The 16,239-nt window shown below is 43.3% G+C and carries 15 protein-coding genes; 5 read left to right on the forward strand and 10 right to left on the reverse strand.

Annotated features, from left to right (window positions below; all coding sequences use genetic code 11):
* Positions 1 to 205: 205 nt before the first annotated feature.
* Positions 206 to 1,009, forward strand: a complete 804-nt coding sequence (locus tag A8F94_RS13345; RefSeq protein ID WP_441294198.1) for a C39 family peptidase — start codon at positions 206 to 208, stop codon at positions 1,007 to 1,009.
* Positions 1,010 to 1,178: 169 nt separating this feature from the next.
* Positions 1,179 to 2,048, forward strand: coding sequence for a metallophosphoesterase (locus tag A8F94_RS13350; protein WP_066201184.1), 870 nt, complete (start codon positions 1,179 to 1,181; stop codon positions 2,046 to 2,048).
* Between the two features lie 263 nt (positions 2,049 to 2,311).
* Here A8F94_RS13350 and A8F94_RS13355 read toward each other — a convergent pair whose 3' ends face one another.
* Positions 2,312 to 4,444 carry a sensor domain-containing protein gene (locus tag A8F94_RS13355; protein WP_077247704.1) on the reverse strand — a complete coding sequence of 711 codons (2,133 nt, stop codon included), beginning with the start codon at positions 4,442 to 4,444 and terminating at the stop codon, positions 2,312 to 2,314.
* Positions 4,445 to 4,680: 236 nt separating this feature from the next.
* On the opposite strand from A8F94_RS13355, the gene A8F94_RS13360 reads away from it, so the two are divergent.
* From A8F94_RS13360 to A8F94_RS13370, 3 genes are all read left to right on the forward strand, one after another.
* Positions 4,681 to 5,292, forward strand: coding sequence for a PadR family transcriptional regulator (locus tag A8F94_RS13360; RefSeq protein WP_066201187.1), 612 nt, complete (start codon positions 4,681 to 4,683; stop codon positions 5,290 to 5,292).
* Entirely contained in the window at positions 5,285 to 6,547 is a 1,263-nt protein-coding gene (locus A8F94_RS13365) for an MFS transporter (RefSeq protein ID WP_066201189.1), read from the forward strand. Before A8F94_RS13360 ends, A8F94_RS13365 begins: the two co-directional genes overlap by 8 nt.
* A gap of 122 nt (positions 6,548 to 6,669) precedes the next feature.
* A complete protein-coding gene (locus A8F94_RS13370) occupies positions 6,670 to 7,128 on the forward strand; it encodes a YkyB family protein (RefSeq protein ID WP_066201190.1) in 459 nt (152 codons plus the stop codon).
* A 391-nt stretch (positions 7,129 to 7,519) separates the two neighbouring features.
* Here A8F94_RS13370 and A8F94_RS13375 read toward each other — a convergent pair whose 3' ends face one another.
* From A8F94_RS13375 to A8F94_RS13410, 9 genes are all read right to left on the reverse strand, one after another.
* Positions 7,520 to 7,885, reverse strand: coding sequence for a hypothetical protein (locus A8F94_RS13375; protein WP_066201193.1), 366 nt, complete (start codon positions 7,883 to 7,885; stop codon positions 7,520 to 7,522).
* A gap of 58 nt (positions 7,886 to 7,943) precedes the next feature.
* On the reverse strand, positions 7,944 to 8,819 hold the full coding sequence (locus A8F94_RS13380; protein ID WP_066201196.1) for an NAD(P)-dependent oxidoreductase: 876 nt from the start codon (positions 8,817 to 8,819) through the stop codon (positions 7,944 to 7,946).
* A gap of 411 nt (positions 8,820 to 9,230) precedes the next feature.
* Positions 9,231 to 10,016: an SDR family oxidoreductase gene (locus A8F94_RS13385; RefSeq protein WP_066201199.1), complete on the reverse strand. Its 786-nt coding sequence runs from the start codon at positions 10,014 to 10,016 to the stop codon at positions 9,231 to 9,233.
* A gap of 148 nt (positions 10,017 to 10,164) precedes the next feature.
* Complete coding sequence (locus tag A8F94_RS25755; RefSeq protein WP_175384417.1) at positions 10,165 to 10,308, reverse strand: hypothetical protein; 144 nt, start codon at positions 10,306 to 10,308, stop codon at positions 10,165 to 10,167.
* A gap of 263 nt (positions 10,309 to 10,571) precedes the next feature.
* Entirely contained in the window at positions 10,572 to 12,287 is a 1,716-nt protein-coding gene (gene ptsP / locus A8F94_RS13390) for a phosphoenolpyruvate--protein phosphotransferase (RefSeq protein ID WP_066201202.1), read from the reverse strand.
* On the reverse strand, positions 12,287 to 12,553 hold the full coding sequence (locus tag A8F94_RS13395; protein WP_066201205.1) for a phosphocarrier protein HPr: 267 nt from the start codon (positions 12,551 to 12,553) through the stop codon (positions 12,287 to 12,289). Before A8F94_RS13395 ends, ptsP begins: the two co-directional genes overlap by 1 nt.
* A 323-nt stretch (positions 12,554 to 12,876) precedes the next feature.
* Entirely contained in the window at positions 12,877 to 14,094 is a 1,218-nt protein-coding gene (locus A8F94_RS13400; protein ID WP_066201208.1) for a DUF4129 domain-containing protein, read from the reverse strand.
* Positions 14,091 to 15,266, reverse strand: coding sequence for a DUF58 domain-containing protein (locus A8F94_RS13405; RefSeq protein WP_066201211.1), 1,176 nt, complete (start codon positions 15,264 to 15,266; stop codon positions 14,091 to 14,093). The genes A8F94_RS13400 and A8F94_RS13405 overlap by 4 nt, the downstream gene beginning before the upstream one ends.
* The gene (locus tag A8F94_RS13410) at positions 15,266 to 16,213 is read right to left on the reverse strand and encodes an AAA family ATPase (protein ID WP_066201213.1); all 948 of its coding nucleotides are present in this window, start codon (positions 16,211 to 16,213) and stop codon (positions 15,266 to 15,268) included. The genes A8F94_RS13405 and A8F94_RS13410 overlap by 1 nt, the downstream gene beginning before the upstream one ends.
* Positions 16,214 to 16,239 lie beyond the last annotated feature (26 nt).

The raw sequence follows: 16,239 nt of genomic DNA on the forward strand, positions 1-16,239 counted from the left end.
ATTTCTGCATAGTCCTTTTATTGTATCAGCTATCCTTTGAGGCCTGTCCCAAAATAATAGCACAATTAGACATTCCTTTTTCTATACCCTTTGGTAGGTTAATTTAACCAACAATACCAAAAATCCAAATTATGGAATGGCAAGTAGTTCCGCTACTAAGCATCATTTCCGCGGGGAAACTATAATTAAGGCTTGAAAAAGGAGGATAAATTTGTTGAGAATTTATTTCCTGACAGCTCTCTTGCTTCTTCATGGTTGTGAAAATGGCCACTCTATTTCAGCAGTTGAAGAAACACGCAAAGAAGAGGTTACAAGCCAAATCCCCTTAAGGCAAAATATGGGGAAGACAACCGGACATGGTGAAGGAGACATCCTTTTCAGTCCTTACGGTGGACAGAAAGAGCAATTTCCCAGCCAAGCGATGATTGACGTTGTCCAAATCAATCAAAATCCTGAACTCCGCTATGGGTGTGAAGTGACAAGTCTTGCGATGGTTCTTAACTATGCTGGAGTTCATACAGGAAAATTGGAATTATTCAGGAGAGTAAAAAAAGATCCTGACCCTATTGTACGTACAGGCAGGGATATTACGAAATGGGGTAATCCAGCGGACGGGTTTGTAGGGGATATGACTGGTAAAAGAAGCGCGGGTTATGCCGTTTTTGACAAACCAATTGTTGATTTAGTTAATGAATATCTCCCCGGCCGTGCTGTAAACCTGACCAACAGGCCATTTGAAGATATTCTTGCCCATGTAGCCCAAGGGTATCCAGTCGTCGTTTGGACAACAGGAGATTACCGGCTACCCGACAGATGGGAATCCTGGATGCATGGTGGAGAAAGGATTAGAACCCCTCTTGACCTGCATGCTGTTGTCCTGGTTGGTTATGATGCGAACAATGTCTATATCAATGACCCGCTCTCCGGGAAAAAACAGCATAAAGTTAACAAAGAACAATTCATTGCTTCCTGGAAAGCACTGAAATGCCGAGCCGTTAGTTACAAATAAGACCATGGTACGCACGAGGGATGGAGCTCTCCATCCCTCTGCTATTGCCTTCGCTCCAGAATCTCAACTTCTTCAATAGCTGCCACTTTTAATCCCATTTTTAGTTTGATAGTATAGTAGCTAAAGACCATTTCCCAGGAGAAAAGATGAAGCAGGTTGGTAAACTTTAATGAACATAAAAAAGACAAGAAGAGGGTTTCTTAAAACATTATTTGGCGGGGTGCTCGCTGCAGTTGGACTTGGAACTGGCGGTTACTTTTATGCCCGTGAAATCGAACCAAGATTGCTGGACATACAATCCCATGACATACTTCATTCATTAATACCAGTAACACTGGATGGATTCAGAATTGTCCAGTTTAGTGATACCCATATTGGATTTCATTACAGCCTGGGGCAATTGAAAACGCTGACGGAAAAAATCAACGAGCTTAAACCGGACTTAATTGTGTTTAATGGTGATTTGATTGATGACCCGAATTCCTTTGAGGACACAGATGAAATTGTAAACATTCTTAAAAAGCTTGAAGCGCCAGCTGGAAAATTTGCGGTTTATGGCAACCATGACCACGGAGGATATGGCACTGAGTTGTATCAAACCTTAATGGATAGGTCGGGTTTCTCGGTACTTTTCAATAATGGAACGACAATTACTAAATCCGGCGGATCGTTTTACTTGGCTGGCATTGATGATAAAATGCTCGGAAAGCCTAATCTTTCGAAGGCATTCGAAAATACGCCCAAGGACATATATAAAATTCTTTTATCTCATGCCCCGGACGTTGCCGACGAAGCAGCAACTTATGGTTGTCACTTTCAATTAAGCGGCCACAGCCATGGAGGCCAAATAAAAATTCCCTTATTTGGCGCACTTGTCGTTCCCCCATATGCGGAGAAATATTATGAGGGCTTTTATAGTTTAGATGGAACTGAACGCCTTACCGTATACGTGAACCGCGGACTAGGAACAACCCGCCTTCCTTTCAGGTTCCTCTCAAAGCCAGAGCTGACGGTCTTTACTTTGAAAAATAAAGCCTAAAAAAATCCTTTATTGAAAAGAATAAAGGATTTTTTTATTAGGCTGTTTTCGCAAACTTTGTTGCTAATAGAAGAGATAAAGGTTTAGTATTCAGTTGATTGGAGCGGAAGGTGCGAGACTCCTGCGGGACAAGCGGGACAGGTGAGACCCCGCAGTCGCTTTAGCGACGAGGAGGCTCACCGCCTGCCCCGCGGAAAGCGAGCATCCTGGAGCGGAAATCAACTACTACAAAAAACAACAATCTTTTAGAAAACAGCCTTTTATTAAGAGCTGTACCCTTCAAGGATACCAACCCTGGTTTTTAAATATCTTTTCTCTATTTCGATTGCTTTGAGTGGGACTGAAAAATAAAAACCCTGTGCTTTATGGCATCCTTCATCACACAGCCAGTCCGCTTGCTCCTCAGTTTCAACCCCTTCAGCAATAACCTCGACACCTAGGCTCTTGCCAAGGTGGATAATGGCAGATGCTATTGCAGCATCTTTTGGATTTTCGGCAATGTCCTTAATAAAAGACTTGTCGATTTTCAGGACATCAATTGGGAATTCTTTTAAATAGCTTAAAGATGAATACCCTGTGCCAAAGTCATCAACTGCTATCGTTATTCCCATTTCCTTTACGGCTTTAAGGGCTGGAATTGCCTCTTCCTTATTCTGCATAGTACTTTCAGTTATTTCAATTTCCAAAAAAGAAGGTGAAATTAAATACTTATCCACCATAGCTTTTAAATATATAGAAAACCCAGGCTGTTGAAGTTGCTTAGGTGAAATATTGACGGCTACCCTGAAGTCATAATAGCCCTTGCCAATCCAGGTTTTTATTTGTCTGCAGGCGTGTTCGATTACCCAGTTGCCTATAGGTACTATCATTCCAGTATCTTCTGCCAGCGGAATGAAAGTCCCCGGTGAAATTGGTCCGATTTCTTCCGAATTCCAGCGCAGGAGAGCCTCAAAGCTTTTTACCTCCCCAGTAGAAAGGTCGACCTGCGGCTGATAGGAAATGCTTAACTCTTTTTTATCAATAGCCTTCCGCAGCTGGGTCTCCAATGTTAGAATGTTTGAAATGGAAGTGTTCATATCAGACCTATAAAATTGGAAGTGTGCCCTGCCCCTATCCTTTACCCGAAACAATGCCTCATCCGCATTCTTTAATAAGGTTTCCGCGTCTTTGCCATCATTGGGGTACATACTGATTCCTATACTTGGCGAAATGTAGTATTCCTGAGAATTAAAATAAAAAGACCTCTTAAATAAAGACAATATTCGCTGCGCAAAGAAAATCGCTGCTTTCCTGTTTGTCCCTAGCAAGAGTATATTGAATTCGTCCCCGCCCTGCCTGTACACCAGGCATTTCTCATTCGAGCATTCGGACAAACGAACTGAAACCTTTTTTAAAAACTCATCCCCAACAAGGTGGCCGAGGGAATCATTCAAATTTTTAAAACGGTCCAAATCAATCGATATTAGGGCAAATTCTTTTCGGTGCTTTGATGGTGAATATAGTTCCTCATTCAATTTGTCCAATAGGGCTCTGCGATTCAGCAAACCTGTTAATTGATCATGGAACGCCATATACCGGATCATTTCAACATTTTTTGATTGCTCCGAAATATCTCTGATAATGACATAAATCCCAAGCACGTCTCCATATACAATTATAGGTACAGTCCTTATGTGCAGGCTAAGCAAGTGGCCTTCCTGGCCAATAAAGCTGCAATCCAGTGATTCCAAAGCTTTCCCATTACCAGTATGTTCAACGAGATTTTGAAAGCTTTCAAGGTCCTGGTCATAAACAAGATCATATATGGACATACCTTTCAGCATATACTCTGCATAACCGGACAATCCCGCAGCAGCAGGGTTTGCTTCAAGGATCATCCCTTCAAGATTAATTGAAAAAATAGCATCTATATTATGTTCAACAATCGAGCGATACCTTTGGCCGGCGTGAATAATTGCATCTTTTTCATTTAGATATGCAGTAACATCTCTGGTGATTCCAACAATATACTCTACATTCCCTGATTCATCCCTGACCGGTGTAAGAATGGTTTCGCCATAAAATTCCTCGCCCTTTTCTGAAAAGGAACCGTCAAACATGGATGTTGATGAATCGGAATCGATTACTTTCTCGTATTCATGCTGTAAATGTGCAGCCGTTTCGGGAGGAAGGACTTCCTGAAATGTTTTACCCGTTGGATCACCTGATAAGCCTGCCCTTTGCAAGGCTGTCTCATTAGCAAAAAAATAACGAAAACATGGACCTCTTTCCACCTTCATAATAAAGACCATGTCCCGAATATGCTTAAAAATCAGATTGTATAAGGTTTTTTCCCTTATATCCGGCTTTAAGGCGCTATTCGTTTTTTGTCCAGTCCGGCTTTTCATTATTTCCATAAAATCATCCTCTAAACACAGTGAATTCTATACAAAATGCAGAAACAGCAAATGGTTTATTTTCAAAATTCTACATATTTCACGCTATGTCTATCATACTATAAGAATTTTCGTACGGGGAGTGTATTTAGAAACTTTTACTTAAAACTGTAAAAAACTTGCACAAAAAGGAAGAAATAACATATCATATTGATATATCAACTCGATATATATACTTTCTCTTCTGGGAGGACATCATGTCTATTGAACATTCGATATTGGCAGTTATTAGTTTCAAACCGAGCTCCGGATATGATATTAAAGCCGAATTTGAACATAAGGGTGCTGGCCTTTACTGGGGTATGAGTTATGGCAGCATCTATCCTAAATTAAAAAAGCTAGAAGAACACGGATTAATTGTTGCATCTGAAGCAAATTCGGCAGGACGTAAAAAAACGCTTTATGAACTGACAGGCGAAGGATGGAGAGAGCTTGAAAAGTGGCTGGCCGAACCTCCAGAATATCCGGTTATCAAAGATGAGTTATTTATGAAGATTGCAGCATGGCATGAGGAAATGGATTCGGATGTACTTATAGCTCATTTAAAAGCCAGGAAAGCAAAAAGTAAGGAGTTGCTGGACTTTGTAATAAAATGGCCAGAGAATAATCAATCCTTTGTCAGTGGTATTGGGAAACTAGGAATTCTATATGTTAAAACCAAGCTTGAAGCTGAAATAAAATGGATTGACGATACGATTGCCGCTTTGGAACAGAAAGATATTCCTGAGGCTCAGGATCCCTCCAGCCTTGGAGCAGGAATTAAAAAAAGGCGCAGGAATGCGCTGCAAGGGGAAAAAAACTATGAATAATATGTTTACAGTCTTAAAAAATAAGCCCTTCAGGTCCCTCTTTACCGCACAGGTTTTTTCGGATATGGGAAACTGGCTCGATTTCGTCGCTATCCAAATTATCGTTGCCTATCAGTGGGGACTTGACGAGTCGGCAATAGCGTCTGTCATTATTGTGATGGGACTCCCTTGGGTTATTATCGGGCCATTTGCAGGAGTATGGGTGGAAAGGCTTCCTAAAAAGGCTGTCATGGTTATAACAATGGCCATGAAGTTTATCTTTGTTTTGGGGCTTTACTATTCACCGAATCTCTATGTTCTCCTTCTATTTGTATTTCTAAAAGGTTCAGCTGCCGCTTTATATGACCCGGCACGCCAAAGTATGATTAGGCAAACAGTAAGTGAAGATGAACTTCCACAAGCCGTGACACTCAGCCAGTTATCCGTTAATTCAACGAAAATCATTGGCCCGGCTCTGGGCGCTGCCCTTATTGCTCTTTTTGGAGCAAAGAGCCCTTTTCTTTTCGAAATGGCTGGTTTTGCTATTGGGATTTTATTTTTACTAAAACTTCCTGCGGGCAGACCTATATCTTTACCAACCGAAATTTCAGAGCCAAAACCAAAATTTATATCCGAATTCCTTGCAGGGATTCGCCACATCATCCGTACTCCTCTCCTAAGATTATCGGTACTGCTGTCTGCAGCTGCATTTTTCATTATTTTCCTATACGACGGTTTGTTCGTCTTTATCGCACAGGCTATAGGCTTCACCAGCGAAAATTTCGGCCTTCTAGTCAGTGCCGTAGGTTGTGGAAGCGTGGCTGGTTCACTCTTCCTTGGTTCCTGGATACGGTGGAAATCCTTTCCGATTGCTTTAATGGCTGGTTCGTCCGTTTTCAGCGGGTTCTTGATTGTCAGCTTGGGGCTGGGCGGTATGCATGTATTTTCAATGGAAGAGTGGGGATGGCTTACAGGTGCTTTTTTGCTGGGAGTACTTGGAGCAAGCCAGTCTGTTCCCTACGGATATGTGCTTCAATCAGAAACTCCTAATGAAATGATGGCAAGAGTGTCGGCAGCCGCTTCTGCTATACAGACATTCTCCATGCTGATTGCTCCCGCCGCAGGAGCCCTCCTGGCAAAACTTTGGGGAGTATCCAGTGTACTATTGGGTGCTGGCGCTGCCACAAGCTTTTTGGGAATGTTTTTAGTAATCTTGTTATTTACAAAACAAAAGCACCTTTCTGAAAGAAAGCTTTCTGGATACGAGCAGGCATAGGCCTGCTCATTATTGACATTTTTAAAAGGAGAGCAGAATCGTATCTGAAAAGAAGATGCTTTCTAATCATGAGAAATGGGGTATAATAGGAGTAGATCCTATAAATCGAAAGGAGACTTTGCTTGAATAGCAACAGGACACATCCCCTTGCAAACCTGTCAGTCCAGGAACTCTCCCAGGCAATTTATATTGTTAACCGGCATGCCAAGACTGCTCCCAATCCAAAGTATCTTTATCTTTTAAAACACGAGTCCATTAAGAAAATGCTCCGCGAAGGTAAAGCAAGGAAAGTCGGTCTGCACTTTTCAAATAGGCCAAAGAACAGCCAACAGCAGTCCGATGTGCTGGTCGAGTGCGGAGAATACACATTTCATGTCCCGCCCGAAAAAAAGGACTTTACAAACCTTCCCCACCTTGGGCAGTTAAATGATTTGATCCGCAATCCAAAAGCCTCCATTTCACTTGCTAAGGCTAAGGCAATCCTCCAAGCTTATACCGGCATCAAAGAAACCCAGGAACCGCCAGCCAGGAAACGGACATATCAAAAACCAGTCTTTAAAAAGCTGGGTGAAAGTTATTAATAAGCTGGGGCTCTCCAAAGCTATCGGGAGCCTCTTTTTCATGGATTGATTACTTTTCAGCCCTTGCAGCTAAACCCTAAATAGAGATATTGCGCTCCCCACTAGTTTTCCTGTAGGATAAAGTGAAACTTCCATCAGTGGTGACTTTCCACTGATGGTTAGTCCCGTTCTACTGCCGCTAATTCGCCTAATGGCGTGGCGATTAAGCGGCACTACGAACCCGATTGGTTCAACTAAGCCGCTGAGACAGCACAGCGGCAAGTTTCACTGTATTTCACCAATCGGGCATATAGGGACAGTTGCCTCTGTAAGAGGCTTGACTTCCCCTTAATGCGGGATAAAGTGAAACTTCCATTAAAAAACCCTGCAGCAATCGCTGCAGGGTTTAAGTTTATATCATCTTTCTAATGAACCTTACTTCTCGGTATCCTTCGATTTTATCGGTTGTAAATAAGCCAATCTCCGCGTATGTCCCTTTCAAATTAATGAGAATATCTTCGAGTTCTGCGGGAGATTTAGGTTTGGCATAGCCAAGCCGCTTGATTTCTTCCATCAAAATCCGAAAGCCTCCATCTGTTTCAATATGGCTGAATTTAGCAGGCAGCCTTCCCTTTACCTCGTTGATCAAGGTAAGCTCCCATTTAATCGGCCTCGTATTGTTGACAGTTTTTTCTCTTGAGAAACCATCAATCCTCACCAAGTAGCGTCCATCTTCCAATTCATCAAATTTTTCCTTAACATCATCAAATATACCCATATCCAAACACCCCCTTCAATGTAAATGTATTTTTACCGGGGGCATTTTAGAAGATATGTTAGAGCCAGTATTTTAGGAGAGCCTGAGTCCCGCTGTTTTCTTCACCCTTCTCCGCCAATTGTTCGTAAAGTGATTTTGAAAGAGCAAGACCAGGCGCATCCATTCCCATCTTCTCTGCTTCCTCAAGCGCAATCTTCATATCTTTTATAAAATGCTTTATGTAAAAGCCGGGCTCAAAGTCGCCCTTTATCATCCGCGGAGCCAGATTCGATAATGACCAGCTGCCGGCGGCCCCAGTCGAAATGCTTTTAAGGACATTTTCTGGATCTAGGCCTGCTTTTTCTGCATAAGCTACGGCTTCGGCAACACCGATCATGTTGGAGGCAATTGCAATCTGGTTGCACATTTTCGTATGCTGGCCGGCCCCCGCTTTGCCTTGGTAGACAATATTTGTGCCCAAAAGCTCAAGCAATGGTTTGACTGCATTGAAATCCTCCACATCGCCTCCAGCCATGATTGCCAGCCTTGCCTCCCTGGCACCGACATCGCCTCCGGAGACAGGCGCATCTATGGAATGCATTCCTCGTTTTTTCGCCTCCTCATGAAGCCTCGATGCAAGTGTAGGTGTCGAAGTTGTCATATCGATGAGATACGTACCTTCCCGGGCATTTTCAAGGATTCCGCCAGCTCCGAGATAGACTTCCTCAACATCATGCGGAAAGCCGACAATCGTAAATACCACATTGGCGCCCTTTGTTGCTTCACCAGGGGTGTCGGCCCAGGCTGCGCCTTGCTGAAGAAGAGTTTCGGCTTTTTCCCTCGTTCTGTTGTAGACGGTAAGCTTATAACCCGCCTTTAGTAAATGGCCAGCCATGCTCTTTCCCATTACTCCAGTGCCAATAAAAGCTATGGTTGTTTTTTCAGGTGTCATCATATTGACCCAACTCCTTTCCATTCTTTAATTCTACCTTATATTATTAAATTTAGCGTGGAAGAACCCCCGTTAGGCTGGCTTATATAATTGTAGAACAAACACCCTTTTAAAGAACGAAAATCCATCCTTCACGGGAAAATGGCCTGCAATTCATATAGAGAACCTCTCCAAATTTTTTCGCCTTGTATGAACTTTTTTCAACCTCATTCACAATTAAATACTCACAGATCAGACACAACACCAAGACCTACTACTTCTCTAAGCAAAATGAAAAAACACAGTTACCAGACTGTGCCCTTATAAAGAAAAAAACCCGGAGGCCTTACTCTCCGGGTTGTGCCAATCTCCAAATTATGCACAATGATAGTTTGTCCTTTTTCGAAAAAGAGCAAACAATATTTCAAAAAAAAATCAAATGGACTTAACCATACCCCCGTCAACAATAAACGCTTGTCCTGTCATATAGGAATTGGCGTCAGAGAGCAGGAAGGCTGCAACTTTGGCAAATTCCTCAGGCGTCCCATATCTTCCGAGTGGAATGCTCTTTTTAACATTGTCTTCAACCGCTTCACGGTCAACACCAAGTTTTTCGGCCCGGAATTGATCAAGATGCTTTGTACGGTCTGTTGATATCCTGCCGGGTGCGATTGTATTAATCAGGATTTTATAGGGTGCAAGTTCAGAAGCCAGTGTTTTGGACATTCCCACTATGCCAGCCCTGTATGTATTGGATAATATTAACCCAGCTATTGGTTCTTTTATCGAGGACGAAGCAATATTCAGGATCCTTCCGCCATTTTTCTTTAAATGGGGCAAAGCTTCCTGGATTAGTCTTACATAAGATAATACATTTAATTCAAAGGCTCCCTTCCACTGTTCTTCAGATAGTGACTCAAAGCTTCCCGCTGGTGGGCCCCCCGAATTATTGACAAGAATATCGATTGTGCCAAACTGTTGCACAGCCCCTGAAATAAGCCCTTTGATGTCCCGGGGATTTGTCAAGTCTGTCTCTATGCAGATGGCCTTTCCCTCTCCTACTCCTTCAAGCTCGGTCAATCGCTGTTTAAGCTTTTCTTCATCCCTGCCAGAAAGAACGACATTGGCCCCCTCTTTATATAGTTGCTTGGCAATCGCAAACCCTAACCCCTGGCTTGAAGCGGCCAGAACCGCGGTCTTCCCTTTCAAATTCAGATCCAAAACACGTTCCTCCCATTTGTTTTAATAAAAACTATTATAAGCCAAACCTCCCGCCAAAACGACTAAAGCGGGTGCGCCTTGGTTCCTGAAGTCATAAGTTTCCTACAACAAGAAAAAAACCCCTGTGAAAACAGGAGCCTTTCATATTTTAAAGCGTATCTGCCTGATTCTTCTTTTTGGAAGTTCCCAGCGATTTCATTTGACCCATCAATTTGTCACGGGAATCCTTGTTTCTCATTAGATAAGCAAGTCCTAGCCCTACAGTTGTCATTACCATCTTTTTTCTATCCACTAGAATAACCTCCTAATTAATCTGCCTTCATTAAAAGCTTCCCGTTCCAATACTTGCGTAAACGCTTCTCCAATTAAAAAAGAGGTTTTCCAGTGTTTCCTTATCCTTCCACCCTGTTCCAAGCAAAAAAAAATCCGGCTGCATCCGCAGCCGGCAAAAAGGGGGAAAATGAGAATGATTAGCTTACACTAAATCATACTAGTTGCTTGGTTATAATTTACCCGCAAACTTGTCCCAAAAACCTTTTTTATATTTCATTTGTGTTACAAGTTTGTGGCAGATTTTACAGCATCGATGACTTCCTCAACTGTACCCATCGACAATGCTCTTTGAGCTAACGCTTCCATTTCAGATTTTTTAAGCTTCTTAATTTGAGAGCGAGCCTTTAAGATCGAAGTGGCGCTCATTGAGAATTCATCCAGTCCCAGGCCAACCAGGAGTGGAATCGCTGTTTCGTCTCCAGCCATCTCACCGCACATCCCTGCCCATTTCCCCTCGGCATGGGCGGCGTCAATCACCATTTTTACCAATCGGAGAATCGCCGGGTTATAAGGCTGATATAAATACGAAACCCGTTCGTTCATCCTGTCAGCAGCCATTGTGTATTGAATAAGGTCATTGGTTCCAATACTGAAGAAGTCGACTTCCTTGGCAAATTGGTCGGCAATTACCGCAGTAGACGGAATTTCAACCATGATGCCGAGCTCAATGTGATCGGAAATGGTCGCCCCTTCGCCAATGAGTTTCGCCTTCTCTTCCTCCAGGATTGCCTTTGCCTGTCGGAATTCATCCAATGTTGCAATCATAGGAAACATAATTTTCAGGTTTCCATAGGAACTTGCCCTTAGAAGCGCGCGGAGCTGAGTACGGAATATTCCTTGCTCTTCAAGGCAAAGGCGAATCGCCCTGAAACCCAGGAACGGATTCATTTCCTTAGGGAGATTCAGGTAAGGAAGTTCCTTATCCCCGCCAATATCCAACGTCCTGACAACAACTGGCCGGCCTTCCATGCCTTCAAGGACCGCTTTATATGCCTCGAATTGCTCATCCTCAGTAGGGAGCTGATCACGGCCCATATAAAGAAATTCCGTCCTGTAAAGGCCGATTGCTTCAGCGCCGTTGCTACGTGCACCCTTGAGGTCTTTTGGCGTACCAATATTAGCAGCCAGTTCGACTTCATGGCCGTCGGCAGTAATAGTCTTTTCATTCACGAGTTTTGCCCATTCCGCTTTTTGAGCTTCATAGTCAGCTTTTATCTGTTCATATGCCTGAATCAATTCAGGAGTCGGATTGATATGTACCTCTCCTTTTAGACCGTCAACTATGACCAGGTCCCCATTGCTGATGGCTTCTGTAGCGGTTCTCGTACCAACAACTGCCGGGATTTCAAGTGATCGGGCCATAATGGCAGAGTGTGATGTCCTGCCGCCGATATCTGTCGTAAAACCCTTTACAAATTGTCGATTCAGCTGCGCTGTATCAGATGGTGTCAAGTCTTCTCCGACAATGATTACTTCTTCGGCAATCATTGCAGGATTAGGTAATTGAACACCGAGCAGCCTGGAAAGCAGGCGTTTTTTAACGTCGCGGATATCAGCCGCGCGTTCTCTCATATACTCGTTGTCCATTTGTTCAAACATGGAAATGAACATACCTGCCGTCTCATTCAAGGCAAATTCGGCATTTACATTTTCAGTCTTGATTCGATCTTCGATTGGCGAGAGAAGTTCGGGATCGGATAGGACCAGCAGATGTGCTTCAAAAATTGCAGCCTTATCTGCCCCGAGCGTTTCATTTGCCCGGTCCTTGATTTGTTCAAGTTCAGCCTTTGACTGCTGAAGCGCGGAGCGGAAACGCTCAACCTCAGCGTCAGCATCGGAAACGGACTGTTTTGAAAATGCAAGGTCTGGTTCTATCAGCCTATACGCTTTTGCAATCGCGATGCCATTCGATGCTGCAATACCTTGTAGGAATGCCATTATTCTGCCAGTCCTTCATTCTTCAATGTTTCTTCGAGTGTACGAAGTGCTTCTTCGGCATCTCCGCCTTCAGCTGTAATGACAATGGATGCATCCTGTCCGATCCCAAGTGACATGACACCCATGATTGATTTAAGGTTTACTTTTCTGCCTTTGTATTCAAGGTTAATATCAGAATCAAACCTGCTGGCGGTTTGTACCAAAAGAGTTGCCGGCCTTGCGTGGATGCCAGTTTCGGCCGTTACTGTAAATTGTTTTTCTGCCATGTGAATCAAACTCCTTATTATCGTTTATTTGAGTGATCTGCTTCTATAACAACTATTCCCCATTTGCCATTTAGAAAAACTGGACATCCGCCAGGTATATCAGGCACTTATTCGCTTTACGAAACCATGGAAATGGTTGGAATCGACCCTTCCCTAACACTGAAACGGGCAGCAGTATAGTGCAATCCCTCAACCTCATTAACTTATACAATTTATGTTTATTAGTCAACAAATCAGGCAGCAGCCTATCTTTTTAAAATTTCAACTGATACATAGTACTTGATTGGAAAGGCAGTGTATGCAATGCCTGGTAACGGGTGAATTTACTCCTGTACATGATCTTTATCCATGCGTTTCCATTGCTTTCTTTTCGCTTTAATATAGTCTTTTATACGCTTTATCTCTGACTTGGAGTCTTCCAGATCAAGGGGAGTAAATTGTTCGTTCCCATAGCGTACCCGGTCATAAATCGCGATAATTCTGGAATTTATAGGAGCATTGAGGCGATTCAGCCATTCCTCCAGTGATTCGGACGGCTGTCTCGCAAAACCTGCTTTCCGGGCATATCGCTCAAGTATAAAAAACTCTCTTCTTATCTCATTGGCTGGAGGGGACATTTTTCTTTTAACACTCGGATTTGCTATGGTTTTTTCACCGTCCACAACTGCCATGATGAAACGTTCATCACTAGCGGAGATAACCAGCCTCTTCTTGAGTAAATAATAAAACCCTACACCTATTGCAGCTAGTACAAGAATCATTAAGCCTATTTCTGTTAAGGCTAGATTCCCGCCAGTTTCACCAAAATCAGACCGATTGTCTCCGGCAGCAGTTCCACTTATATAGTCTGAGTCATCACTTACTACCTTAAACCGTTTCTCCTCAGCCCACTTCAAATAAGGGGCAGCAATAATTCCTAAAAGTCTGGCAACCAATGCCATTATATAGAAAAAAAACGCCTGGATTCGATCCAAAGACACAGCAAGAAGAAATCCTGTTCCTAAAAGTATCCCTGCCATTTTCAAAAAGAAGACGATATATCCGTACTTTTGCCGGACATCACCATTGACGCTCTTAAGACTTATTATAAAACGGCCAATTAGTGCAAGGAGGAACTGAAGTCCAACAAGTATGAGTGATGCAAGAAGAATTTCCTGTCCTTTAAAGGTTGAAAAAATCACAGCCGGAACTGACGCAATCAGAGTTAGCGACAGCAGCTTTGTTTCATGGTCCTCTAAAGGAGGATCCAATAACGCCGTACCTCTCCAAAAAATGAATAAACCAATTGCAATTCCAAGGATTGGAGTCAATTCTCCTAACCACGAAACAAACATCGCACAAGGAAGGATTGTAATAAAGAAAAGAAATTTAGCTTTCTCCCTGATATTGATTAGCATTACCGTATATAAAGCGTGAAGGATTATGTAAGCAGAGAGAACAAGAAATATTCTTTCAGCCCCTTCATTGTCAGCAAAATACGGGTAAACCAGCAAGGATGCCAGAATAATCTCAAGGCTGAACACCAATACACTTCTTATCACGGCAGTACACTCCTTCCGAACGAGGGACTGCTTTTTGCCAGCTCGGCATGATCTCCGCTAATTTTCAGAAACAGCAGCCGGATTCCGTTTGCTTCGACCTCACCCAGTCTGCTTGCTGAATCACCATTCAAAGCCCCCAAGTGGATGAGGCATGGAAGCATATGCAGGTGGCCAGCCTGGTATGCAACCATTTTTTCATAAGGTAAAGTTGCATGATTTGGGCTGGCTATTGCAAGCATTTCGTAAACTTTTTGCAGCTGCTCACGCCCATCTCCCGGGGGCAGGTAGCTAAATGGCACATCCCCAAAATTGCGGATGTTCATGCTTACTGATAGAGGAATTTGATTGGCATATGCGAAATGAGCTATATCTGCGGCACTTTCTAATAATGCCTCGAAATCATTGCTTACAAAATAGCCATTTGAAACATTGATAGACAGGAAGATTCCCTTTTCGGCAATTCGATCATATATCTTTGTTTGGAGGCGGCCTGTTCTTGCACTGGCTTTCCAATGAATACGTTTGAAACCGTCTGAATACATATAGTCCCTTGTGCCAGCGGGGGAAAGCATATCCTCAAAAAGGGAAGAAGGAGCATAAGAAGAACCAGGTTTATCTGATAGTATATTCCTTTTATTCAGGACATCCCTCCGAACAGGATATACAATCACTTCCTGGTCCAGTCTCAGCCGATACTCAAGAATGACCGCTCCAAAACCGAAATAACTTGGAATATGAATTTCAAGGCTTCTGATTCTGGCAAGCCCCCTCCTGCGTGCAATGAATGGCACCTCCAGTTTCCTCGTCTCACCCTTCCTGATTGAAAACGGAACACGGATTTCGGATCCTCCTGAAAGAGGTTCAAGATTCTCATCAAAATATATCCTGGCCTCTCCATTCAGGATTGGCCAGCCAGCATTTTGAAACGTCAGCTCCCATTTTCCTTCCTCATCAATGAAAAAACGATCCCGGCGCCTTGCCATTTTCACGCCCAATCCTTCCCCAGCCAGCCTTCCATATACCTTGTTAAAGGTAATGATGGAATATGATATGGTGCCAATAAAGAATATAAGTTTGGAATTCATATAAAGGGAGAGGAGAATTAGGAAAACTGAAGCAATTTGAATAAGAAACGCTTTCTTTTCAAAGAAGGCATGCCTGTCCCATGCCATTAATTCGCACCCGCTTCAACTGGTACTGGTACACTGTTCAGAATGTCTAAAATGACCGCCTCATGCGACTTTGTCATTGCTCCTTCTGTGGTCAGGAAGATACGATGTCCCAACACGTATGGGGCAACAGCTTTCACATCATCGGGTGTAACGAAATGACGGCCGGAGACATAGGCTTTTCCTTGAGAAGCTCTCATCAATGCGAGCGTCCCCCTTGGGCTTACCCCCAGTTCAATCAGAGGATGCTCCCTGGTAAGCCTTGTTAAGCCAAGGATATACGTTTCCACATCCTCTTCAATCCGAACAGCTTTAGCCTTTAGGGACATGGAGGCGATTTCCTCGCCGGTAAGGACCGTTTCAGCTGGAGCCCCTGCCGATTCTTCCCGGCTAATCTTCATGATCCGCTTTTCCTCTTCCAAGGCGGGGTAACTAGCACTCAGCTTAATAAAAAACCTATCCATCTGGGCAACAGGGAGGGGAAAGGTCCCCTGCTGTGATTCTACCGGATTTTGGGTTGCAATGACCATAAATGGTTTTTCAAGAGGAATGGTATGGCCATCAATTGTTACTTGAAGTTCCTCCATCGCTTCAAGAAGACTAGATTGTGTCCGCGGTGTAGCCCTATTGATTTCATCTGCAAGGACGATATTTGCCATAATTGGCCCGGGCAGTAATTCAAATTCCTGCTTTTTGGGATTAAAAAACTGTATGCCTGTTATATCTCCCGGCAGGACATCAGGTGTAAACTGGATCCTCGAAAAGCTTCCTCCAACTGCTTCTGAAAACTTCTTTGCAAGCATCGTTTTGCCTGTTCCCGGCACGCTTTCCAGCAGAGTATGGCCATTAAACAAAAGTGAAATAAACATCATCTCGATTTCGCGTTCTTTGCCTACCAAGTGTTTCCCTATTTCATTGTTTAGTTTCTGCATTGCCTCTTGAGCTCCCATATCCCCACTCCTATATATTCCTGCTA

It is taken from the genome of Bacillus sp. FJAT-27225 (assembly GCF_001685025.1).
Lineage (GTDB): Bacteria > Bacillota > Bacilli > Bacillales > Cytobacillaceae > Bacillus_D.